Genomic DNA, 21,824 nt, shown 5'->3' on the forward strand with positions numbered 1-21,824 from the left:
ATACTCAAAATGAGCATATGTACCGCAAGGAGGGTATTCATGTCAGTGTTTAATATTCCAGACAGGGATACTTTGTATCAGCCCGTTGCTGGCATTATGGCGCGAGATGTGTGGGAAGAGCGTTATGCAGCCGATATTGAGGCTATTATACGCCTTAAGCAGCAGCATAATGCGGTTATTCTTGCACATAACTATCAAACGCCGGAAATCTTTCATTGTGTGGCTGATATCCGAGGGGATAGCCTTGCTCTTGCACGAGCTGCCCAGAATGTAGATGCTGACATTATTCTTATGGCAGGTGTGCATTTTATGGCAGAAACTGCCAAACTACTAAATGTAAGCAAGAAAGTTTTAATTCCGGATGTTGCCGCGGGATGTTCTTTGGCGGAGGGTATTACAGCCGAGAATGTAAGAGCCTTAAAACAGGCTCATCCGGGTGTGCCCGTTGTCACGTATGTAAACAGCACGGCTGCGGTAAAGGCAGAAAGTGATATCTGTTGTACATCTGGCAATGCACGTCGTGTTGTTGAAAACTTGAATGTTCCGCGTGTTATTATGATACCAGACGAATTTCTGGCACGTAATATTCAGGCAGAAACAGGTATTGAAATGATAACATGGCCTGCGCATTGCGAGGTTCATGAACGCTTTACCCCGCAGGAAATTCGGCAATATCGCCGTCTGCATCCGGGTGTAAAAGTTGTGGCGCACCCAGAATGTCCGCCAGAAGTGGTGGAAGTTTCAGATCACTCCGGCTCTACAGCCCAGATGGTTGCGTATATTGCAACAGAAAAACCCGAAAAAGTTCTTCTGGTTACAGAATGTTCTATGAGCGATAATCTTGCAGCACAGTATCCAGAAACAACATTTGTGCGCCCCTGTAATCTATGCCCACATATGAAGCGTATTACATTGTCCGCCATTCGGAAATCTTTGGAAAATCTGGAAGCTGAAGTTGTTATTCCAGAAGCCTTGCAGGCACGGGCCCGTTTGGCTGTTGAACGCATGTTGCTTGTTTAAGCAAAGCGTAAAGGAGCTAATTGTACATGTCTTATTTAGGCTCTTTGCCTGGCTTGTTATGGAAACCCGTTGTTCAGGCTGCATTATTGGAAGATCTGGGGCAGGGAGGGGATATCACAACACAAGCATTGGCAACACCAGGGCAGCAGATACGAGCTGTTTTTTGTGCTCGTCGGTCAGGTGTTGTTGCTGGCCTTGAAGGCGCACGACTTGCCTTTGCACTTTTGGGAGAAAATGTGCGCTTTCGGGCATTCAAACAAGATGGTGACCTACTGAGCATTGGTGATGTTCTGGCTGAAGTGGAAGGTGATGCCCAAATAGTTCTGGCCGGTGAACGAACGGCATTAAATATCCTGTCTCATCTCAGTGGTATTGCGACCCAGACACGCGATATGGTGACTGCAGTTGCAGGCACCAAAGCAGCAATTTGTTGTACGCGTAAAACACTTCCCGGTTTAAGGGCTTTACAGAAATATGCAGTAAAGGCAGGGGGCGGCAGTAACCATCGTTATCGGTTGGATGATGCCATTTTGATCAAGGATAATCACCTTGCCTTATGTGATGGGCAGATTGATGTGGCTTTAAAAAGAGCACGTCATTATGCAGGCCATCTGGTGAAAATTGAATTGGAAGTAGATACGCTAGAGCAATTGGCTACAGCATTGGAATGCGGCGGAGCAGATGCATATTTGCTGGACAATATGGATACAGAAGTTTTGCGCACAGCTGTAAGTATGATTAACGGCTCTGCCATTGCGGAGGCATCCGGCGGTATCACACAGGAAACCGTGCGTGCTGTTGCTGAAACTGGGGTAGATATTATTTCCGCAGGCTGGCTGACACATAGCGTAAAAGCTTTGGATATCGGGTTGGATTACGCTTAGGTCATCCATAAATATTCAAAAACTTTTACGCCTAGAGAGGTGACATTACTCCTGCATCTGAAAAGCAGGTTGAACCGCCGCGCTTGAAACGGGTGGCCAGAACACCTGTGCAATTTGCCCCTGTAATTGAGAAAGTTGTTGTTGTATCCAGCTCATATAATCATGTAGCCCACGAATAATAATGTCTTCGGCGGTTTGGTCAGCAAGGGTGACCCGTAATTCGGCAACACATTCCTGCAAGTGGCTGCAACGTGAACGTAATCCGGGGTAAGAAGCCAAAAGTGCCAGCGTTTCATCCATAACGCGCAAATTAACAGCTAATGAGCGACAGAAGCCTTCATTTTTCAACAAAAACCCAACAATATTGGCTGGTGTAATTGTAACAGGGCGCAAACGGCGGAAGGCATGGTATGCCGCTGCAGAACGCAGCACAGCTGTCCATTGTGTAATGTCTATTTCAGAACCCGGTGCTTCCCCTTGGGGCAACAGCATATGGTAGCGGATATCCACCAAGCGTGTAATCTGATCACAGCGCTCAAGCGTTTTCCCGAGTTTATAGAAAAGCCAAGCCTGATCGCGATACAATGTGCCTTCTGTAATGCCAAAATGGGCCTGACAGTCCTGCTTGATATGTGTGCACAGGGTTGAAAGGCTGTTTTTGTAAATATCCTGTTCCTTTAGATTGAGAACCCAGCGAGTAAATACGTTGAGCTGAGTCCACATTTCAATAGAAACCAGGGGACGCACAGCACGTGCATTTTCGCGTATTGCCTGTGCTGTGGCATAAATGGAGGCCGGATTTTTCTGCTCGGTTAAATAAAAGCGGGCAACGGCATTTGTATTGCCAGATGGATGCAAGGCAAAAAAGGTTTGTTCATCAGAGTTGATCTGAACAATGGAATGCCACGCAACTTGTCCATTGGCATCTCTTACAAATGTTTCTGTCACTTCCAGAAGACGAGCCAGATTTTCAGTGCGCTCCATGTAACGGGCAAGCCACATCATGCATTCTGCATAGCGGGAAAGAAGCTGGCCCTGCGTTTCATTCATCATGATGCCATCACCCATGTATCTTTAGAGCCACCACCTTGGGATGAATTAACCACCAAAGATCCTTTGCGAAGCGCCACACGCGCCAGTCCTCCCGGTAAAACCCACACGGAGCGGCCCGTCAGGGCAAAAGGGCGGAGGTCCACGTGCCGGGCTTCAACACCATCTTGGCAAAGCGTTGGGGTGACAGACAGGTTGATAACGGGCTGGCTGATGTAATTGGAAGGGTCAGCCAACAATTTTTCCCGAAAATCGGCCAGTTCCTTCTGGGTGGCATGGGGGCCGATCAGAAGCCCGTAACCACCTGATTCTCCAACAGGTTTGATGACAAGCCGGTTCATATTGGCCAAGGTATAGGCAAGACCTTCTGGTTCGGCACAAATATGCGTTTCCACACTTTGCAAAATGGGGTCTTGCCCCAAATAATATCGGATAATGCGCGGCATATAGGCATAGACTGCTTTATCATCCGCCACGCCTGTGCCTAGCGCGTTGGCAAGTGTGACATTGCCGCGCCGATATGCTTCCACCAATCCGGGAACACCCAGCAGACTATCTGGATTAAAGGCGAGGGGATCAAGAAAATCATCATTCAGGCGGCGGTAAATGGCATGCACGGCACGCGGGCCACTTACTGTGCGCATGAAAACACGATGATTTTCAACAAACAGATCTTTGCCTTCTACAAGAGGCACCCCCATCTCGCGGGAGAGAAAGACGTGTTCAAAATAGGCCGAATTGTAAATACCGGGCGAAAGCAGAACAACCTGTGGATCAATCACACCTTCTGGCGAGACTTCACATAATGTCTGATGCAAACGCAGGCCATATTCTTCCACAGACCGAATAGGAAGGCCCGATGCCAGATCTGGCATGAGGCGCAGCATCATGTGTCTGTTTTCAATCACGTAGGAGACACCAGATGGCGTGCGGGCATTATCTTCTAAAATCAGAAACTGGCCGTTATCATCTCGTATCAGATCTGTACCATTGATATGGACATAAACACCACCAGGCACATCCACACCCACCATGGCATCGCAATAATTGGCGTTATTGAGCACCAGATCAGCGGGTAATATGCCATCACGCAGGATATTTTTATCATGATAAATATCATGCAAAAATAGGTTTATGGCCTGAATGCGCTGTTGCACGCCGCGTTCCACATGGTCCCACTCCTGTGCCGTAATTACACGGGGGATCGCGTCAAACGGGAGAATGCGGTCAATGGCTTCTTTGTCTGAATAAACGGTAAAAGTAATGCCCATGCGGTACAATTGGGCCTCTGCCGCCTGCGTTCTGCGGCGTAATTCTGGTAGACTAAGCGCTGCAAGCCGGTCTTTTACACATTGCAGAACAGGTGGCGTTGGATCTCGCCGATTCATCAACTCGCAGAAAAAATCAGGGATATGGTAGTGATCCAGCAATCCTGTAGATGAAGCCTGAAGGGGAGCATGCAGGGTGGTAGGGGTCATAATTTCTCTCCCATCAGGCTGGGGGCCAGTGAGGCCTCAGCTTGTTTCACTACCGAATTAAATGAACAGGTTTTCAGAAGTTTGCCAAGTCTAAAAAGAAGGTTATTTAAGTAAGTTTTTGATTGTGTTGGATATGTATTGCATGTGCGCACCATGCTGCTATGGTTTTATACGACAGGCTCGTGTTCTTGTTGAACCGAGGCAACAATTGTTTGCCATGCATAAGCTTAAAGACAAGGTTAAGGTTTGATGAGTTCTCATGTCATGCTAACGCATCGAACCTGTTATCGCTATGATAGACCGGTCAATATGGGGCCACAAACAATCCGTCTGCGGCCTACGGTTTATTCCCGTACACCTGTAATTTCGTACCATTTGCATGTGCAGCCCGCAGATTGTCTGGTGAGGTGGACACAGGATATGCTGGGCAACCAAACCGCATGTGTTGAATGTGCAGATCAGGTGACGCACTTTGATATTGAAGTTGCGCTGAAGGTTGATCTTTCACCGTATGATCCCTTAAGTGGCTCAGTAACTGGCCAAGAGCTTTTTGATGGGGCTGAATATACCGCACCGCAAATTATGAGTGAAAGCATGCGTGCACTTTTGGGGGCACAGCAGATTGCAGAAGCGCAGGGAGCACTTAATAAAATCAAGGCTCTTAACCAGGTGATCGCACAGCGCATTCACTACCAACGCCGGATGGAGCCAGGAGTGTGGTCTGCGGAAGAAACATTGCACCGTGCAAGCGGTTCGTGCCGGGATAGTGCTTGGTTGTTGGTAACCGCCGCGCGGCACCTGGGGTTTTCTGCACGTTTTGTTTCTGGATATCTTATTCAGGAAGAATGTAAGGAAAATAAGCTCAGAACATTAAATGGGGACCTGCACGCGTGGGCACAGGTTTTTATCCCTCAAAAAGGCTGGATTGGGTTTGATACCACATCTGGCTTTTTGGCAGGGGCTGGGCATATTCCACTGGCCGTTGCAAATACCCCGCAGGATGCAGCACCTGTTTCTGGCGTGCTGGATTGTTGTGAGGCCGTATTTGATGTGTTCATGCAAGTGCAGCATTTACCCCCACAATGAAACGGTTTTCCTGCCAATCCTGCCACCATCAGGTCGGGTTTGAAGCCACACAGTGTGATGGCTGCGGTATGGCTTTAGGTTATTTGCCAGAGCTGGCCACCATGAGCGCGCTGCAGCCACAAACAGATGGCACATGGTTGCCGTTAGAAAAAAAAGCTCAAGGCAGGGTGCATGCCTTTTGTGTAAATCATGCCTATGGTGTGTGTAACTGGCTAACAGTGGCAACGGATAGTGAGGCTTTTTCCGGGTTTTGTGTTGCCTGCCAGTTTAACCGTATTATTCCTAATTTAAATGTGCCGGAAAATAGAGAGAGATGGTACAAACTGGAAGTTGCAAAACACCGCTTATTTTACACAATTTTACGTTTAGGGCTTCCATTTAAAAGTAGGCGGCAAGACCCTGAAAATGGTTTGGCCTTTGATTTTCTGGATGATGCGCCAGATGGCTCTACAGCTATTATGACGGGCCATAGTAATGGAATTATCACAATTGCCAGTAAGGAAGCGGATGATGCGTATCGTGAGAAGATGCGTATTGAAATGGGAGAATACTATCGTACTCTCTTGGGGCATTTTCGTCATGAAATAGGGCATTATTACTGGAATATACTGGTGCGGGATGGTGGCCGGCTGGAAGCCTGCCGTGCTGTGTTTGGAGATGATAGAGCCGATTATCAGGCAGCACTACAAACTTATTATGAGCAACCTCCGCCTGCAAACTGGCGCGAGAACTTTGTAAGTTTCTACGCAACTTGTCATCCGTGGGAAGACTTTGCAGAAACCTGGGCTCATTATTTTCATATTGTTTCCACTTTGGAAACAGCCTTGGCTTACAATATGACGGTAAGCGCAACGGGTGAGGGGGATGTATTACTGGGCCACTGCGGCAACCCGTACACAAGCATGCCATTTGAAGAAATTATCAAGGCCTGGGTGCCGTTAACCTACGCTGTAAACAATTTAAATCGTTCCATGGGATTACAGGATTTTTATCCATTTACGCTCACTCATGGCGTTATATACAAACTGCATTTTATTCATGATCTTATTCGTGATGTTCAAAATAGGTTGCCTGCATAAAAACAAAACCCGGCATAGCCTAAATGGCCATACCGGGTTTTGAGTATTGTCATAGGGGAAAACAACAGAAAGTTGCGATTATACGCTTTCTGCTACCCAGTTTTTGCGTTTGGTTCCCTGCCCAATGCCGGGGTTCATACAGTTGCACGGGTCAAGTTGCTGATAGTGGTCCAGCATGTTCTGTGGTGCTTTGTAAAGGTGGCCCACATTGTGTTCTGCTGGGTAACGCGCGCCACGGGCATCTAGCCCCGGGAGCATTTCATGCTCTACAGCTATGGCATTATAGCCCTTTTTCACCACGTAATCCTGATGCATGACATGGCAAAGGAAGTGGCCGTAATACAGCTTAACAATCAGTTTGTTTTCGATATCCTGCGGAAGTTTTTCAAACCATTCCCGGTCATTCCGGCGCAGGGCAACGTCTAGTGCGACAATATCTTCTGCCTCTTTATGGTGCACAGCGCGGTATCTGACGGCCGCACCAGCCGCAGCAAAACGATGCAGGAAGGCAAGCTTACCTTCTTCGGGCGTGCATTCAAAATAATCACCTGTTGCGCTACCAAAGTAGGTTTGCAAATACTGGCGCATTGGGCCAGCCAGATTGTGCGAGACCTTGAGCATAAGATGATGTTCGTACTTATCCCGATAATCGAGCATTCGCTGTGGCAACTGGCGCGGCAGCAAAGTGCTGAGCGCCTGCATGATCCGGTCGCTCAAATGGTCGGGTAGAAATCCAAGTTTTTTGGCAAAAATGTCAAACCGTGATTTCATGGCGAACATTTTTGGCAGGAACTTAGTGCCGAAGTAACGAATAACCGCAAAGGTATCCTTGCCGTATTTTTCAGCAATATTAAATGCATCGCGATGGATGTATTCCCCACAAATCGGGAGTTCATCAAATGCTGTCAACACATGGCGGCGGAGGTTTTCCAGCTCATCTGTATTGTTGGTGCCGATATAAAAAACGGACGTATCTTTATTGGCGGGAAAGGTATCAAGGCGCACGGCAAATACAACCAGCTTGCCTGCACAGCCTGCGGCTTCGTACCAACGGGCGGGGTCTGCATTGTAGCGGGCTGGGGTGTCAGCATCAATTTCGCGCACATGGTTGATATAATCCCCATCATGCCCTTTGCCTGCATTCCAATCAATGTCGGCTTCCGTAAACGTGCCGGCTTCCAGCTTCTGCAAGATAGCTTCGGGGTCATTTCCCAGCTTGATACCAAGATGGTTGACCAGTTGAAGCTTTCCATCTTTTCCAACCTGGCCAAAAACAGCCATTTCCGTATAGGCCGGACCACGCTGAACCAGTGCGCCACCGGAATTGTTGCTCACTCCGCCCAGAACAGATGCGCCAATGCAAGATGAGCCAATAACGGAATGTGGCTCCCGCCCAATGGCAGCCAGCTTGCTTTCCAGCTCGTAAAGTGTTGCGCCAGGTAAGCAAACAACCTGCTTGCCGTTTCCTATCAGGTGGGATTTATCCAACCGGAGCGTGCTGATAAGTACAATATCGCGGTCATAATTGTTGCCATCGGGGGTGGAACCGCCAGTCAGACCCGTATTGGCTGCCTGCATGATAATAATTTTGTCAGCATTGACGCAGGCATCAGCAACGCGCCAGAGTTCGATAAGTGAGCCGGGTTGTACAACCGCAAGAACCTTGCCCGCGCCAAAGCGAAAGCCGTGGGTAAAGCGGTATGTGCTGTCTTCTCCGGTCAGGACATGGTGCTGGCCAGCTATATTTTTCAGCTGTTCAAGCAGCTGTTTGTTGTTTTCTGCGGCGGTTGTCACGCATAAATCCTTTCTACGGAAGCCGGATGTCGTATTGAGATACCGGCGTGAATGTCATGTAAAACTGTTTCCACGTTTGCGTCTGATATTGTGCCGTAAATAACAAATGACAAGAAACATGGCACAGGCAAGCAAGAAAGTCTCTGGTTACTCCCATTCTTGGTAACGCATGTCTGTTATAACACCTTTGAGCGCGTTTGTCGTATTATCTTGAAATACCAACATATCTGGCAGTTATCGGAAGGGGCATGAAATGAATTGTCTGGAAAATTCTGAAAGATTTTTTATCAATGGGCAGTGGGTATTGCCTTCTGCGCCAGATGAAAAAAGCATTATCAACCCTGCCACAGAAGAACCCTGCGGCCATATTGCATTGGCACAGGTGCAGGATGTGAATCGGGCCGTAGAGGCTGCTGATGCGGCGTTTGGCGCATGGAGCAACACAACATGTGCAGAACGTTTGGAAATATTGGGCCGTATTCCATCTATTTACCAGCGCCGGGCAGAAGAAATGGCACAAGCCATCTCTCTGGAAATGGGTGCCCCTATCACCCTTGCTCGTGAAAGCCAGACGACAGCAGGGTTGGCGCATATAGAAGAAACCCTGAATGCCTTGCGCCATTATCAGTTTGAAGAATGTCTGGATGATATTCTGATAACCCATGAACCCATAGGTGTTGCGGGACTGATTACACCGTGGAACTGGCCCATGAACCAGATAGCCTGCAAAGTCATGCCTGCATTGGCTGCAGGATGCACGGTGGTGCTTAAGCCCAGTGAAGTTGCCCCTTTATCTGCTGTTATATTTACAGAAATTCTTCAAGAAGCAGGCTTGCCCGCAGGCGTATATAATATGGTGCAGGGTGAAGGTACCGTTGCAGGAGATGCCTTGGCGCGTCATTCATTAGTAAGTGTGGTGTCTTTTACAGGTTCAACACAGGCAGGCATTGCTGTGGCACAGGCTGCAGCGCCTACAGTTAAACGTGTTTTGCAGGAACTGGGTGGAAAATCTGCCAATATCATTTTTCCAGATACTGATTTTGCAGATGCGGTAGAACGTGGCGCTCAGGAATGTTTTGGAAATTCTGGGCAATCTTGTGATGCACCAACCCGTATGCTTGTGCCGCATGATCTGATGGAAAAAGCCATGGAAATTGCAGCCAAAGTTGCGCAAAGCCTACGCATTGGCAATCCGGCAGATAGCCTGACAGAGATTGGTCCGGTGGTTAGTAGCACCCAGTTTAACCGGATTCAGACGTTAATCGAAAAAGGCACCGCCCAAGGGGCTATTTTGGCTGCTGGTGGGGTGGGGCGCCCTGCAGGGCTTATGCAGGGCTATTATGTGCGCCCAACTGTGTTTGGACATGTAACGCCAGATATGGTGATTGCGCAGGAAGAAATTTTTGGCCCGGTCCTTTCCATTATGGGCTATGCGGATGAAGACGATGCCATCCGGCTGGCAAACAGTACCCCATATGGCTTGGCTGCCTATGTACAGTCTGGCAGCCTAGAACGCGCACGCCGCGTTGCGCGTAAACTTCGGGCTGGCACGGTAACCCTTAATGGCGCAGCATGGACGGTAAAGGCACCATTTGGTGGATATGGTTTGTCTGGCAATGGCCGAGAATGCAGCCGTTTTGGCATTGCTGAGTTTTTAGAAACCAAGGCAATTATTGGTTACGGGGTAGACCCGCAGGCGCATTAAACAGGCCGAAAAGGGAACTTTTGTGTTTTGAACACATTTTGTTTGCAATAGTTCAGAACACAGTTTTCCGGGAATTGATGCAGGTCATGGTTGGGATATCTGATTCAGGCTGGGATTAACGCAGCATGTAACCTAAAGCAGAAGTAAGGGAAGTATTATGGCACGTGTAGCAGGTAAGGTTGCAATTGTTTCCGGCGCAGCGAATGGAATAGGTAAAGCCACAGCGCAGCTTTTGGCCAAGGAAGGCGCAAAAGTTGTTATTGGTGATTTAAAAGAAGAAGATGGTCAAAAAGCTGTTGCAGAAATTAAAAATGCAGGTGGTGAGGCCACATTTGTTAAATTAAACGTGACAGATGAGGCAGAATGGAAAGCAGCTATCGCGCAAACACTTAAATTGTATGGGCGGTTAGATATTGCAGTAAATAATGCAGGTATTGCGTATTCTGGCAGCGTAGAAAGCACGCCGCTGGAAGAGTGGCGCCGTGTTCAGTCTATCAATTTGGATGGTGTGTTTCTAGGCACGCAGGTGGCTATTGAAGCCATGAAGAAGTCTGGTGGTGGCTCCATTGTCAACCTGTCTTCTATTGAGGGGTTGGTAGGAGATCCAACGCTGGCAGCCTATAACGCCAGTAAAGGGGGCGTGCGGCTGTTTACAAAATCTGCGGCTCTACACTGTGCGAAATCTGGTTATAAAATTCGGGTGAATTCAGTGCATCCCGGATATATCTGGACACCTATGGTTGCCGGTTTAACCAAGGAAGATGCAGCTGCACGCCAAAAGCTGGTTGATTTGCACCCCATAGGCCATTTGGGTGAACCAAACGATATTGCCTATGGTATTTTATATCTTGCTTCTGATGAATCCAAGTTTGTTACGGGAAGTGAACTGGTTATTGATGGTGGCTACACAGCACAATAACTGGCTTATATGTGACTGCTTGCTAGGCGGAAAAGGATGAAATTTTATGTCTGGTAAAAAGCATTTCTCTCCAAGACGGGAGAAAAAACATGCGACACGTGAGGATTTGATTCTTGGCTTGCTGAACCAGTTTGGTTCCTCTGTAGAAACAGATAGAGAAAAATATCTGGATTTGGTGTCTGAAATTGCAGAAGCAGTGGATGGACGCAGGAAAAGAGAAAGTGCGTCAGAAGTTGCTGTAGATAGACCAGATGCCAGCGGCTAAATGTTTTAGAAGTTAAAAAAAAGGCCAGACATTTTAAAAAATGTCTGGCCTTTGTTTTATTTATGGCAGCGGGTGTGCTGCATTCAGTTTTTCACGTTCTTCCAAAACAACACCTGGCTGCAATGGTGTTGCACGTTCCTTTTTAATGTCATCCGCCGTGAAAGTGGGGGCAGATGCGCCCCCCCCCAAGGATGAAACGTAGCTCAGCAGGGCCGCAATTTCTTCATCAGACATGGAGGACATGGAAGGCATGTAACCCATGTAGGATCCGCTGCCGACTTTCAGGCTGCCAGCAAGGCCATTCAGCAACACATGTGTAAGGTAGGTTTTGCCTTCAGGAGAAGCTGCAATTTTGTCAATGCGTCCTTTCAGGGGAGGAAACTGCCCTGGAACGCCGTCGCCGCTGCTCTGGTGGCACATGGCGCAGTGCGTTGCATAAAGTGCTGCACCATCTGCTGCTGCATGAGCCGCACCGGAAAAGCCTACGCCTCCGGTTAGAGCTGCCAGCAGAGCGAGAACGGTCTTTTTCATAAAAAGCTCCTGAAAACTGTTCGATAATGAAATGACTATACACGGATAGTCTATCTTCTCAACCAGAAGAGGTTGGAAGAATAAGCTTTCTTTATTTCGAAGAAATAGGGCGGAAGAAAGGTACGATGTCTGCAATGGAGAGATGAAACGTTGAAGTATCTATCTCATCTGCAGGTTGTATGTAAGGCAAGGAATGTTTTGCTGTCACGCAAAGGAAACAAGCGTGGCGCAAAAAACGCTTAAAACACACTAAAAATAAAGGGGAAAATCATGAAATGGTGCCCAAGGGCGGCGTTTCTATCCCCAATAAAAACAAATAGATACAGCGCAGTGGGTAAAAGCCTGTGCCGCTTTTTTATAGCGTTTTTTTGGGGTTCTGTCCCACAAATTCGGCTCGGTGCGACTCTATGAGTGCCGACGGGAATACTGCCTTCAAGGCGTGTGCTAGCGATGTTGCGCGGCGCTTGCTTGGCGAACCCAACAAAAGCCAGTCCACAAAAACAGAATGGCGCTGGGGGAGTCGTGGTTCGTTCTGTCTCGATGTGAGCAAGGGAACGTGGTTTGACAATGAAACCGGCGAAGGTGGCGGTGTTGTTGCCCTGGTCATGCGTGAACAGCATGTGCCCAAGGCAGAAGCCATTAAGTGGCTGCAAGACCACGGATACCTTGAAAAATTAGAACGCAAACCGACCCAGAAAGGCCAGATTATCCAGACTTACGATTATGTGAGCGAGGATGGTGAGCTGCTTTTTCAGGTCTGCCGGATGGAGCCGAAGGACTTTCGCCAGCGCAGGCCACTGGAAGGCGGCAAATGGTCTTGGCAAACCAAAGGCGTGCGGCGTGTCTTGTATTGTTTGCCGGAAATCCAGCAAGCCATGCAGGCAGGTCAGCCGATCTATGTTGTAGAAGGCGAAAAATCAGCCTTACGCATGGCTGAATATGGCTTTGCGGCAACATGTAGTCCCGGCGGTGCAGGAAAATGGCGAGCAGATTATTCCAGCAGCTTGCGCGGTGCAGATGTAGTCATCCTGCCGGACAATGATGCACCCGGCAAAGATCATGTAAACCGAGTCGCCAAAGCATTGCATGGCAAGGCCAAGCGTGTGCGCATCCTCACATTGCCAGATTTGCCAGCAAAAGGTGATGTATTCGACTGGTTAGAGGCCGGACACGGTGCGCAAGAACTGGCAGCACTTGCAGAAGCAGCGCCAGATTATGATGCTGCCGATGTGGAACCCAAGGAAATTCTCTCACCAGATTGGCTGGAAATGTGCTTGCGTGATGATCGCGGGCAACCAATCCCCAATGTGGCAAATGTGCTTCTGGCTTTGCGTGCAGACCCTGCATATTCAGGGAAATTCGCATACAACCAGATGGTGTGCTTGCCATACTTGGCACAACCACTGGGCCCGCAGGCGGAGCCGTTCACGCCACGTCCGATCACGGATGAAGATGTAACGCACGTTCAGGAACGCTTGCAGATTGCCGGTTTGCGCCGTGTTAGCAGCGAAATCATGCACCAAGCTGTCAGATGTGTAGCCGTAGAACGCGCCTACCATCCTGTGCGTGATTATCTGAACGGCCTGCAATGGGACAAAATACCCAGACTTGATACGTGGCTGACAGATTACCTTGGTGCGGAAATGTCAGAATACCATGCCGGTATTGGCCGCATGTTCCTGATTGCAATGGTTGCTCGCATCTTCAAACCCGGATGCAAGGCAGACTACATGATGGTGCTGGAAGGCGAACAGGGTGCAAAAAAGTCTACAGCCTGCGCCATTCTAGGCGGTGAATGGTATTCTGATGGTATGCCAGACCTGAAAACCGGCAAAGATGTGCAAATGCATCTGCGCGGCAAATGGCTGCTGGAAATTGCAGAGCTTTCAGCCTTAGGCAAAGCCGAAAACGAAATGCTCAAGCATTTCATCACACGAACAACAGAACGCTTCAGGCCACCATTTGGCCGCTGTGAGGTGATAGAGCCAAGGCAATGTCTGTTTGTCGGAACCACCAATAAATCCGTCTACCTGTCTGATGAGACAGGCGGACGCCGATATTGGCCCGTGAAGATAGGCGAAATTTCCATTGATGATCTGGCGGCTGATCGTGACCAGATACTTGCCGAGGCTGTTCATGCGTTTCGGCATGGTGCGCAATGGTGGCCAGATGCCAGTTTTGAGAAGCTTTTCATCAAACCAGAGCAAGAAGCACGTTTTGAGCAGGATGAATGGGAAGGCTTGATTTCAAACCATTTGATTGGTCGGAATAAAGTCACCATCCAGCAGGTCGCTCATGACTGCTTATTCTTTGAAAACAAGAAGATAGGTGTTGCAGATCAGCGCCGGATTGCAAAAATTATGGAACGCCTAGGCTGGAAACGAGGCAATCGAGGGCATGGAGGTGTAAGATTTTGGGAGACCTCACGATGAACTTTGAACGCTTAAATGGTGACGCGGTGACGCACTGGTGACGCATTTCCTTATAGAGCGCCCATGCGTGTGCGCGCACACCTACGCACGGACATACCCTTCTATAGAAAAATGCGTCACCGATGCGTCACCGCGTCACCACATGATGCAGAAAGCAGCCCAATGACGAGCTTTTACAAAACCACATTCTGGAAACGCTTGCGTGCTGCGTGCCTGAAACGTGACCGGATTTGCACAACACCCGGCTGCAATGCCCGTGCTGTAGTGGCTGACCACATCATACCACGCTCCAAAGGCGGTGCAGATGCATTGGAAAACCTGCGTGGTCTATGCATCCGACACCACAACATGCGCAGACACGGCAATGAACCATACCTCAAGGGCTGCAACACGAATGGTCAGCCCGTAGACCCAAACCACTGGTGGAATTCATGACTACAGACCTGACATCAACTTTGACTGCTGACCTGACCTCCCAGGGCGTAACCGTAGACGCCAATCGTGTTGCAACTGCACTAGATCAGGCATGGGGCATTGCATCCGATTATTGTGGGCAGGATGTGACCACCCTTGATCCGATGCCGCAGACCATCACCCGCACAGTGATGGACATTGCAGCAGCCATCTACCATCAGGCAGCGCGTGATCGGTCTGTCACCCAAGAACAGACCGAAGGCGTAGGCGCAACCAGCTTCGGGCTGACAGCGTGGGCAGACATACTGGAAAACCTTGACCCTTGGCGTGGCTTTCATGTGGCTTGAAAATCTCTCAGAGCTGGGGTTTCAAGACCGTCTGGGGGGTCAAAAAATAGTTAGTTTTGAATTGGGATTTTGAAAAATGGGCCTTCGTGGACCCGGCGCGAAACCGGCTTTAAGGACAAAGACCCCAGCACCATTGCCGCTCTTTGGTGATGCACCCGGTAGGGACCAAGCTGTAAGCACCGGTGAACTTCCACTGGTAGGTGAAACGCGGGCAGAGCGGCTTATCTGCTGGATAGAGCGCCTAATAATTACCAGTGGCGCTCTGGCAGGACAGCCGATGCGACTGGATGAGTGGCAGAAAGATATCATCCGGTCTTTGTATGAGACAGATGAAAACGGCCTGCGCTTTGTGCGCACTGGCGTTGTCAGCATGGGCCGGAAGAACGGTAAGACAGGGCTGGCATCAGCTTTGGCGCTTGCCCATTTGTGTGGGCCTGAAGCTGTGAAACGTGGGCAGGTGTTGAGTGCTGCCGCAGACCGAGGGCAAGCCTCTATTGTATTTGATGAGATGATCGCGTTTGCCCTGGAACAGCCCCAGCTTGCTGCGCGCCTGGTAGTGCGAGCCTACAATAAAACCGTAGAGGATGCCGTGACCGGCTCGGTCTATAAGGCACTGTCAGCAGATGCTCGTAAGGCACACGGCCTTTCACCAACCTTTGCGATTGCGGATGAGGTTGCCCAGTGGCGCGACCGTGATCTGTTTGACGCACTCAAGACCGGCGGCGGCGCGCACAGGGAAAGCCTGCTGCTGGGCATTTCCACCAGATCACCAGATGCAGATAACCCACTTGAGGAGCTTTTACGTTACGGTGCCAGCGTGGCAGATGGCACCTTCCCAGATCGGACGTTCAAGTCCTTTGTCTGGTCCGCGCCTATGGATGCAGACCCGTGGGTTGAGGCAACGTGGCGCATGGCAAACCCTGCGCTGGGCACATTCCGCAGCGTGGAGGACATACGCTCCCAGGCAATGCAGGCCATGCGCGTGCCGTCACAGGAAGCAGCTTTTCGAGCTTACACCCTGAACCAGCCGGTGACATCAGACGTGCGGTTTCTACGCCCTGATGATTGGGACGCCTGCGCGGGAGAGGCCGAAGCAGCAGGGCCGTGTTATTGTGGGCTTGATCTGGCGTCAGGCGCATCTGACTTGACGGCCTTTAGCTTCTATTGGCCGGAAACCGGAAAACTGACCGTCAAGGCATTCTTGCCAAGTGAGCTGGTGGACGTGAAGCAATCCGAAGATCACGCACCATACCGGGAATGGCTTTCGGCTGGCCTGATTGAAGCGATACCGGGTAGGGCGATTGATCGCGCATGGCTTCTGATGTGGGTTGCGCAAGCCATAGAAGGGCTGGATGTGGTTGCTATCGGGTTGGACAGGTGGAACCTGAAAGACTTGGAGGCCGTAGCAGACCGTGAGGGCATAAGCCTACCGCTGTCACCCGTGGGCATGGGCTACGCCTCCCAGAGCCCCGCCATAACGGCTTTTGAAACCGCAGTGCTACAAGGCACGCTGCAACACGGCGGCAATCCATTGCTGCGCTGGGCTGTATCGAACGCGGCTTTGGATGCTGACCCGGCGGGCAATCGCAAGTTGAGCAAGCAGCGTGCCAGAGGCCGTATTGACCCACTGGTTGCCAGCGTGGTGGCCGTAGGCTTGGCTGCGAGTGAACCCGCCGAGGAAGAACTATTTTTCGATGTGATCGCGTTGTGATGTTGACACAGGAATCGGGTTTTGGCAGGTTCAGCAACGGAGTGTGATAACTCTTGAAACCTACAGCGGGCACGGCACGAGAAGCCGATAACCGCACAACAGAATTTTCTCCGGGGGCGGTAAGGTATGTCCAGAGGGCAACCTTAAAGCCTTACCGGCCTGACTGTAGGCAGGTTTATCACCCCCCGGAGTCTGTTCGGTGTGATAACCGCATAGGCTCCGGCAACATTTGCCTACAGGAGTCGCACGTCATGCGCTCATTGTCTCGTCGTGACATTTTCCCCGCATTTGGAGCTGCCGCACTGGCAGGCATTGCCGCCGCCGGGTTGGCAAAACCAGAAACCCTGACCGCCGCACCAGTTGCGAAGCCGGAAGGGTACAGCCCGATTATTGCTGCACGGAATACCTATCAGAAAGCCCGCGCTTTGATTGAGACCATGAATGTATCGGAGCCTCCAGAAGCAATTCCTGGGCATCCAGATTATCCAGCATGGCAGAAAAAGCAGGATGCCTTATGCAAAACCATGTGGGATGCTGTGACATTTCTTTCTAGAGAACCTTCCAAAACATGGTTTGATATTAAAGCAAAATCAGAAGTTGCTAACTTAGAATTCCCTGAATATTGCCAAAGTTTCGTTATGGAAGAAGATGCCGATGAGGTGAGGCTTGCAATCTCACTCATCAATGATGTTACGCGCCTAAGCCAAGACCTGGTGTGAACCTAACTGATTGGAAAAAAAATCAGTGATTGACTTTCCTATCAGAATTATATCTGATTGAAAAATCAATCAGGAGGAAAAAATGCGAGTAACAACTGCTTGGGCAATGTCAATTACTGGGGCAAATCGGTTGAAATTCAATGAAGCCGTTGCTGCTGGTCATTATCAGTGCGCTCCAGAAACAGCAGAACGGACAATGCGAGATTTTGACTTCGAAGACCTCATCGGTCTGACGGTTTTCGCACGTATGATGAAATTAGGTCTTAGCAAGCGTGTTGCTGCTGATATGGCCTGCCGGACAGTCGGTTATGTTCGTAACAATGGACAGGACTTACAGCGAGTGATTTTAGCACTTGCAGACGATGGTTCTGTTTGGGGTGGACCATATTATGGCGAGGGCAAGGATAATGGTCGCCCATATATTGACCCGAATAGCCCTCAAGCGGCCGCATCAATACAGGTCAATATTCCTCAAATTAAAAAATTCATAATCGAGCGTTGCCAATCTCTCGTCAAACAACACGGAGATGAGAATGGCAACATTCGTGCAATGTTTCCAGAAGGATGGGAAAAGAATCTATGACTTTGCGAGAAATAAAGTCTCGCACAGAAGAAATTACAAAAAAACTGCGTAGCTTAAAGACAGAATACCCAGATGAAATGCCAGATACAGCAATGGCTCATTGGGCAGAATTGGTAACGGAATTGAGCTGCTTGATAACCCGCCTGTACCGTCAGGCGCAAATGTATGAAAGACAGGTTTGTAAATGACTTTGCGAGAAATGCAGGCACGTAAAGCAGAAATTGCAACTGAACTGCGTGCCTTGAATACTGCACATCCAGATGCATTGCCAACCGAAGCGCAGACCCGCTGGACAGAACTGTCCACCGAATTGGCCGGTTTAGAAAGCCGTATGGCGCGTCAGGCACAAATTGATGAACTGGACAGAACAGCGCCAGCCGATCGCATAGGCGGTGGTGCGCCAGTGCAGCCAGAAATCCGTGTTGCCGGGTTCGATGAACCAGCCAGAACGCCAGAGAATTTTGACGGCCTGTTCCTGCGCACACAGGAAGGTCAGACTGTTCCGGTTTTGGAGGCGCGGCATAGTCTTGCGTCATTCCTGCCTGCAACAGAAAACCGCGCACAAGAACTCGGCCTTGGTGGCTTCTTGCGTGCGCTTTATCGTGGCCCGCAGACTGAACTTGAACGCCGTGTCATGTCAGAAAGCAGCATTGGTTCCGGCGGTGCGCTTGTGCCTGTGCCAGTCGCTGCCGGTATTCTTGATGAACTGCGAGCAGCAACGGTTTCTTTCCGCGCTGGTTGCAAAACTGTGCCGATGAGTTCCCAGTCTCTTACATTCGGGCGGCTTACGAAAACTCCAGTGGGCGCATGGGGTGCCGAAAATTCGGCTATTCCTGAGGATCAAGGCGCGTTTGACCAGGTGAGACTGACAGCCAAACGCTGGGCAACTCGCTGCACGATTAGCCGGGAGTTGCTGGAAGACGGCGAAAATGTCGATTCTATTATCCGCTCAGCCTTTGCGGCATCTGGTGCTTTGGCATTAGATCAGGCCATTCTGTTTGGTGATGGCACCGCCAACAGCCCGCTTGGCATTGTCAACACGCCAAGCATTCAGACATCAGCTCTCAACGGCAAGTTAACAAACTGGGACCCGGTTCTTGATGCCGTGCTTGATCTGGAAAACGTGAATGCAGGCAAGGTGTCTGCCATGATTATGGCGCCGCGCACCAACCGTGCAATTCGTGGTTTCAAGGATGCCAACGGCAACCCATTATCTGCCCCGGCCGATGTTTCCACTATTCCGCGCCTCACAACCACAAGTGTTCCGGTTGACCAAGGCACGGATAAAAATGCCAGCAGCATTGTCATGGGTGACTTTTCCCAGGTCTATGTTGGTATGCGCACCAGCTTGCAGATTAGCGTGTTGAACGAACTGTATGCAGAAAACGGGCAGATTGGCTTCGTGGCATGGATGCGTGCAGACGTTCTGGTTGTGCGGCCACAAACATTGCTGACCCTGACAGGCATTACGCAATGACGGGCGCGACTGGCAGCGTGGAAAGGCGTTCGTGTGGCGTGGAATTTCGCGCCGCCGGTCGCAAACTGGAAGGCTATGCCGCAGTGTTTGGGGCATCAGCTCGCATTGGCAGTTTTTCAGAAACCATCCGTTCTGGGGCGTTTTCACAAACGCTCCAGAGCAACCCGGATATTCTTGCCTTGGTAGATCATGACCCTACTAGGCTGCTGGCACGCACGGCGTCTGGTTCGCTCAAACTGGCGGAAGACACGCGCGGCCTACATTTTGAACTGGCAATCCCAGACACCCAGCTTGGTCATGATGTTCTGGCTTTGGCCGAGCGGCGTGATCTGGGCGGCATGTCTTTTGGTTTCCGCGTCAAAGATGAAGCATGGCCCGCGTCAGATCAACGGGAACTGCGTGCAGTCGATCTGGTGGAGATCAGCGTTGTGCAGGCGTTTCCTGCCTATGCCGATACCACCATATCAGCACGTAGCCGTCTGGTTGGTCTGACACCTGCACAACGGCTGCGCTTCTTGGAGACAATCTGATGAGCTTTCTTGATCGCCTTTTTGGCCGCACAGAAAAGCGCGATACGGTATCAGCAGAACCTGTTTTGCCCAGCATGTGGTTTCCACGCGGTCCCGGCAATCCAGAAGGACTGTCAACTGTTCTGGCTTGCGTCAACGCGATTGGCAGCGGCATTGGTTCGCTGGATGTGTATGTTTACAACACATCTGGCGATACCAGAACAGAAGCCCCAAACCATCCAGTAGCGCGGCTGATACGCCAGCCAAACGAAAATCAGACATGGCCTGATCTTGTGGAATGGCTCATGGGTAGTGTTCTGCTGACAGGCAACGCGCTGCTGACCATCCAGTATGATGGTGCAGGCCGTCCTACGGGATTAACACCTGTGCCGTGGCAATGCGTGCAGGTGGATAGGCTGGCATCAGGTCGCCTGCGCTACACGGTCATTGCATGGCAAGGTATCACACGCACCTATCTGGATGACGAGGTTTTCCACCTGCGCGACCGTTCAGATGATGGGCTGATGGGACGTAGCAGGTTAAGCCGCGCAAGAGATGTGCATACGGCTGCTGCTGCCTTGCAAGATTACAGCCTGAACATGTGGCAGAATCAAGCCACACCGAGCGGCATCATCACATTCGAAAATGCACGCCCTGGACCAACCGCACTGGATGAATTGAAGCAGGAAGTCCGCAACAAGTTTTCTGGCACCGGCAATGCACGTCAGGTCATGGTTATGTCCAATGGCATGAAGTGGCAATCCATTGGTATCAGCCCAGAAGATGCCGAAGCATTGGAAAGCCGCAAGTTCAGCGTTCAGGAACTGTGCCGTGTCTATGGTGTGCCACCACCGATTGTGCAGGATTACAGCAACAACACATTCACGAACGCAACACAGGCCAGCTTGTGGTTTGCCACCAATACGTTGCTGCCTTGGGCACGCAAGATTGAAGCTGAATTCAAGCGTTCAGTGTTTGGTGCATCCAGCCCGTTCGAAATGCACATAGACCTGTCCAGTCTGATGCGTGGTGACTACGCAACCCGCTGGCAGTCCTATGGCATTGCCATACAGAACCAAATTCTGACCGTGAACGAAATTCGTGAGCAGGAAGGATACAATCCCAAGCAGGAGGATGCAGCGTGAAATCGCGTTATGACCATCTGCCGCCCGGTCTTTTGCCTATTGTTTTGCGCCGTAAAGCTGCATCGGCATTTTTTGATGTAAGCGAAAGCACTTTTGACAAAATGGTTGAGCAGGGACTTGTCCCTAAACCGGCGCGTATAGGCTCAATATCAATCTGGTTTCGGCCTGCTTTAGTAGCAGCGGCGGCAAGAATGACCGGCACAGAACTGCAATATTCTGCCCAGGCAGAAATGCAGGATGCACCTAACGAATGGGATGCAATCGTTAAAAAATGATACAGGTGAAGCGGCGCTATAAATACGTGTCAGAAGATATAGACCGGCACGGCAATGTGCGTGTGTATTTGCGCCGTCCGGGCCATAGAAAAGTCCGGCTGCATCAGATACCCGGAACGCCGGAATTTGATGAAGAATACCGCAAGGCAATGGCAGGCGAAATCCTGCCAGCCACGCCAACCAGAGAAGTCGTCATTCCGGGCAGTTTTCGGGATCTGTGCATAAGCTATTTTGGTTCGGCCATATTTGCACGGCTGGATGGTCGCACCCAGTATGTCCGGCATGGCGTTCTGGATGGTCTGTGTGAAACATGCGGCAAGTTTCAGGTTGCTACCATCCAGCCACGGCATGTTCTGGCGTTGCGAGATAGCAAGCAGGGCAAAGTGGCGGCAAGCAACGGC

The 21,824-nt window shown here is 50.3% G+C and carries 23 protein-coding genes; 18 read left to right on the top strand and 5 right to left on the bottom strand.

What is annotated here, in order from left to right; genetic code table 11:
• Window positions 1-39: 39 nt before the first annotated feature.
• Together nadA and nadC are read left to right on the top strand one after the other, a co-directional pair.
• Window positions 40-1,020 (top strand): quinolinate synthase NadA, encoded by a 981-nt coding sequence (gene nadA / locus CSR02_RS00100; RefSeq protein WP_099539966.1) that lies wholly within the window; start codon window positions 40-42, stop codon window positions 1,018-1,020.
• A gap of 26 nt (window positions 1,021-1,046) precedes the next feature.
• Window positions 1,047-1,904, top strand: a complete 858-nt coding sequence (gene nadC / locus CSR02_RS00105; RefSeq protein ID WP_099539968.1) for a carboxylating nicotinate-nucleotide diphosphorylase — start codon at window positions 1,047-1,049, stop codon at window positions 1,902-1,904.
• 45 nt (window positions 1,905-1,949) lie between these two features.
• On the opposite strand, the gene CSR02_RS00110 is transcribed toward nadC, so the two are convergent.
• The gene (locus tag CSR02_RS00110; RefSeq protein ID WP_183172611.1) at window positions 1,950-2,954 is read right to left on the bottom strand and encodes an alpha-E domain-containing protein; all 1,005 of its coding nucleotides are present in this window, start codon (window positions 2,952-2,954) and stop codon (window positions 1,950-1,952) included.
• Window positions 2,954-4,432, bottom strand: a complete 1,479-nt coding sequence (locus CSR02_RS00115) for a circularly permuted type 2 ATP-grasp protein (RefSeq protein WP_099539972.1) — start codon at window positions 4,430-4,432, stop codon at window positions 2,954-2,956. Before CSR02_RS00115 ends, CSR02_RS00110 begins: the two co-directional genes overlap by 1 nt.
• A gap of 249 nt (window positions 4,433-4,681) precedes the next feature.
• Here CSR02_RS00115 and CSR02_RS00120 point away from each other — a divergent pair, with 249 nt between their 5' ends.
• Together CSR02_RS00120 and CSR02_RS00125 are read left to right on the top strand one after the other, a co-directional pair.
• Window positions 4,682-5,518, top strand: coding sequence for a transglutaminase family protein (locus tag CSR02_RS00120; protein ID WP_099539974.1), 837 nt, complete (start codon window positions 4,682-4,684; stop codon window positions 5,516-5,518).
• Entirely contained in the window at window positions 5,515-6,597 is a 1,083-nt protein-coding gene (locus tag CSR02_RS00125; protein ID WP_099539976.1) for a zinc-binding metallopeptidase family protein, read from the top strand. Before CSR02_RS00120 ends, CSR02_RS00125 begins: the two co-directional genes overlap by 4 nt.
• Window positions 6,598-6,675: 78 nt before the next feature.
• Here CSR02_RS00125 and dld read toward each other — a convergent pair whose 3' ends face one another.
• Window positions 6,676-8,391, bottom strand: a complete 1,716-nt coding sequence (dld, locus tag CSR02_RS00130) for a D-lactate dehydrogenase (protein ID WP_099539978.1) — start codon at window positions 8,389-8,391, stop codon at window positions 6,676-6,678.
• A 253-nt stretch (window positions 8,392-8,644) separates the two neighbouring features.
• On the opposite strand from dld, the gene CSR02_RS00135 reads away from it, so the two are divergent.
• The 3 genes from CSR02_RS00135 to CSR02_RS00145 all read left to right on the top strand — a co-directional run bounded on the left by CSR02_RS00135 (window position 8,645) and on the right by CSR02_RS00145 (window position 11,280).
• Window positions 8,645-10,096 carry an aldehyde dehydrogenase family protein gene (locus CSR02_RS00135; protein ID WP_099539980.1) on the top strand — a complete coding sequence of 484 codons (1,452 nt, stop codon included), beginning with the start codon at window positions 8,645-8,647 and terminating at the stop codon, window positions 10,094-10,096.
• A gap of 157 nt (window positions 10,097-10,253) precedes the next feature.
• Window positions 10,254-11,015 (top strand): SDR family oxidoreductase, encoded by a 762-nt coding sequence (locus CSR02_RS00140; RefSeq protein ID WP_099539982.1) that lies wholly within the window; start codon window positions 10,254-10,256, stop codon window positions 11,013-11,015.
• A gap of 46 nt (window positions 11,016-11,061) precedes the next feature.
• The gene (locus tag CSR02_RS00145) at window positions 11,062-11,280 is read left to right on the top strand and encodes a hypothetical protein (protein WP_042787822.1); all 219 of its coding nucleotides are present in this window, start codon (window positions 11,062-11,064) and stop codon (window positions 11,278-11,280) included.
• A 60-nt stretch (window positions 11,281-11,340) separates the two neighbouring features.
• Here CSR02_RS00145 and CSR02_RS00150 read toward each other — a convergent pair whose 3' ends face one another.
• Window positions 11,341-11,811, bottom strand: coding sequence for a c-type cytochrome (locus tag CSR02_RS00150; protein WP_042787821.1), 471 nt, complete (start codon window positions 11,809-11,811; stop codon window positions 11,341-11,343).
• A gap of 407 nt (window positions 11,812-12,218) precedes the next feature.
• Between CSR02_RS00150 and CSR02_RS16715 the strand changes: the two genes are divergently transcribed.
• The 11 genes from CSR02_RS16715 (at window position 12,219) to CSR02_RS00205 (ending at window position 21,423) form a co-directional block, all read left to right on the top strand.
• Entirely contained in the window at window positions 12,219-14,243 is a 2,025-nt protein-coding gene (locus CSR02_RS16715; RefSeq protein ID WP_208616781.1) for a VapE domain-containing protein, read from the top strand.
• Between the two features lie 162 nt (window positions 14,244-14,405).
• The gene (locus CSR02_RS00160) at window positions 14,406-14,678 is read left to right on the top strand and encodes an HNH endonuclease (RefSeq protein WP_050818380.1); all 273 of its coding nucleotides are present in this window, start codon (window positions 14,406-14,408) and stop codon (window positions 14,676-14,678) included.
• Window positions 14,675-15,004, top strand: coding sequence for a hypothetical protein (locus CSR02_RS00165; protein ID WP_035353580.1), 330 nt, complete (start codon window positions 14,675-14,677; stop codon window positions 15,002-15,004). The genes CSR02_RS00160 and CSR02_RS00165 overlap by 4 nt, the downstream gene beginning before the upstream one ends.
• Window positions 15,005-15,137: 133 nt before the next feature.
• Complete coding sequence (locus tag CSR02_RS00170) at window positions 15,138-16,715, top strand: terminase large subunit (RefSeq protein WP_208616782.1); 1,578 nt, start codon at window positions 15,138-15,140, stop codon at window positions 16,713-16,715.
• A 251-nt stretch (window positions 16,716-16,966) separates the two neighbouring features.
• Window positions 16,967-17,434, top strand: a complete 468-nt coding sequence (locus tag CSR02_RS00175) for a hypothetical protein (protein ID WP_099539987.1) — start codon at window positions 16,967-16,969, stop codon at window positions 17,432-17,434.
• An 82-nt stretch (window positions 17,435-17,516) separates the two neighbouring features.
• Window positions 17,517-18,017 (top strand): hypothetical protein, encoded by a 501-nt coding sequence (locus tag CSR02_RS00180; protein WP_035354425.1) that lies wholly within the window; start codon window positions 17,517-17,519, stop codon window positions 18,015-18,017.
• A complete protein-coding gene (locus CSR02_RS00185; RefSeq protein ID WP_099539990.1) occupies window positions 18,014-18,205 on the top strand; it encodes a hypothetical protein in 192 nt (63 codons plus the stop codon). Before CSR02_RS00180 ends, CSR02_RS00185 begins: the two co-directional genes overlap by 4 nt.
• A complete protein-coding gene (locus CSR02_RS00190) occupies window positions 18,202-19,494 on the top strand; it encodes a phage major capsid protein (RefSeq protein ID WP_099539992.1) in 1,293 nt (430 codons plus the stop codon). The genes CSR02_RS00185 and CSR02_RS00190 overlap by 4 nt, the downstream gene beginning before the upstream one ends.
• Entirely contained in the window at window positions 19,491-20,024 is a 534-nt protein-coding gene (locus CSR02_RS00195; protein WP_050818374.1) for an HK97 family phage prohead protease, read from the top strand. The genes CSR02_RS00190 and CSR02_RS00195 overlap by 4 nt, the downstream gene beginning before the upstream one ends.
• Window positions 20,024-21,148, top strand: coding sequence for a phage portal protein (locus tag CSR02_RS00200; protein WP_099539994.1), 1,125 nt, complete (start codon window positions 20,024-20,026; stop codon window positions 21,146-21,148). The genes CSR02_RS00195 and CSR02_RS00200 overlap by 1 nt, the downstream gene beginning before the upstream one ends.
• Window positions 21,145-21,423, top strand: a complete 279-nt coding sequence (locus tag CSR02_RS00205; protein ID WP_035352706.1) for a helix-turn-helix transcriptional regulator — start codon at window positions 21,145-21,147, stop codon at window positions 21,421-21,423. Before CSR02_RS00200 ends, CSR02_RS00205 begins: the two co-directional genes overlap by 4 nt.
• A gap of 29 nt (window positions 21,424-21,452) precedes the next feature.
• Here the strand turns inward: CSR02_RS00205 and CSR02_RS16930 are convergent, their stop codons facing one another.
• A complete protein-coding gene (locus tag CSR02_RS16930; RefSeq protein ID WP_244176697.1) occupies window positions 21,453-21,773 on the bottom strand; it encodes a hypothetical protein in 321 nt (106 codons plus the stop codon).
• Between the last annotated feature and the right edge of the window lie 51 nt (window positions 21,774-21,824).

Origin of the sequence: Acetobacter pomorum, from assembly GCF_002738225.1 — a bacterium.
GTDB classification, from domain to species: domain Bacteria; phylum Pseudomonadota; class Alphaproteobacteria; order Acetobacterales; family Acetobacteraceae; genus Acetobacter; species Acetobacter pomorum.

Bases quoted from the DNA above. Each gene is read 5' to 3' on its own strand.
- nadC (WP_099539968.1), top strand. From the start codon at position 1,047: ATGTCTTATTTAGGCTCTTTGCCTGGCTTGTTATGGAAACCCGTTGTT.
- CSR02_RS16930 (WP_244176697.1), bottom strand. From the start codon at position 21,773: ATGCCGTGGCTGGATGGTAGCAACCTGAAACTTGCCGCATGTTTCACA.
- CSR02_RS00145 (WP_042787822.1), top strand. From the start codon at position 11,062: ATGTCTGGTAAAAAGCATTTCTCTCCAAGACGGGAGAAAAAACATGCG.
- nadA (WP_099539966.1), top strand. From the start codon at position 40: ATGTCAGTGTTTAATATTCCAGACAGGGATACTTTGTATCAGCCCGTT.
- CSR02_RS00160 (WP_050818380.1), top strand. From the start codon at position 14,406: ATGACGAGCTTTTACAAAACCACATTCTGGAAACGCTTGCGTGCTGCG.
- CSR02_RS00115 (WP_099539972.1), bottom strand. From the start codon at position 4,432: ATGACCCCTACCACCCTGCATGCTCCCCTTCAGGCTTCATCTACAGGA.
- CSR02_RS00180 (WP_035354425.1), top strand. From the start codon at position 17,517: ATGCGAGTAACAACTGCTTGGGCAATGTCAATTACTGGGGCAAATCGG.
- CSR02_RS00175 (WP_099539987.1), top strand. From the start codon at position 16,967: ATGCGCTCATTGTCTCGTCGTGACATTTTCCCCGCATTTGGAGCTGCC.
- CSR02_RS00190 (WP_099539992.1), top strand. From the start codon at position 18,202: ATGACTTTGCGAGAAATGCAGGCACGTAAAGCAGAAATTGCAACTGAA.
- CSR02_RS00185 (WP_099539990.1), top strand. From the start codon at position 18,014: ATGACTTTGCGAGAAATAAAGTCTCGCACAGAAGAAATTACAAAAAAA.
- CSR02_RS00135 (WP_099539980.1), top strand. From the start codon at position 8,645: ATGAATTGTCTGGAAAATTCTGAAAGATTTTTTATCAATGGGCAGTGG.
- CSR02_RS00165 (WP_035353580.1), top strand. From the start codon at position 14,675: ATGACTACAGACCTGACATCAACTTTGACTGCTGACCTGACCTCCCAG.
- CSR02_RS00140 (WP_099539982.1), top strand. From the start codon at position 10,254: ATGGCACGTGTAGCAGGTAAGGTTGCAATTGTTTCCGGCGCAGCGAAT.
- CSR02_RS16715 (WP_208616781.1), top strand. From the start codon at position 12,219: ATGAGTGCCGACGGGAATACTGCCTTCAAGGCGTGTGCTAGCGATGTT.
- CSR02_RS00200 (WP_099539994.1), top strand. From the start codon at position 20,024: ATGAGCTTTCTTGATCGCCTTTTTGGCCGCACAGAAAAGCGCGATACG.
- CSR02_RS00110 (WP_183172611.1), bottom strand. From the start codon at position 2,954: ATGAATGAAACGCAGGGCCAGCTTCTTTCCCGCTATGCAGAATGCATG.
- CSR02_RS00120 (WP_099539974.1), top strand. From the start codon at position 4,682: ATGAGTTCTCATGTCATGCTAACGCATCGAACCTGTTATCGCTATGAT.
- CSR02_RS00195 (WP_050818374.1), top strand. From the start codon at position 19,491: ATGACGGGCGCGACTGGCAGCGTGGAAAGGCGTTCGTGTGGCGTGGAA.
- CSR02_RS00150 (WP_042787821.1), bottom strand. From the start codon at position 11,811: ATGAAAAAGACCGTTCTCGCTCTGCTGGCAGCTCTAACCGGAGGCGTA.
- CSR02_RS00125 (WP_099539976.1), top strand. From the start codon at position 5,515: ATGAAACGGTTTTCCTGCCAATCCTGCCACCATCAGGTCGGGTTTGAA.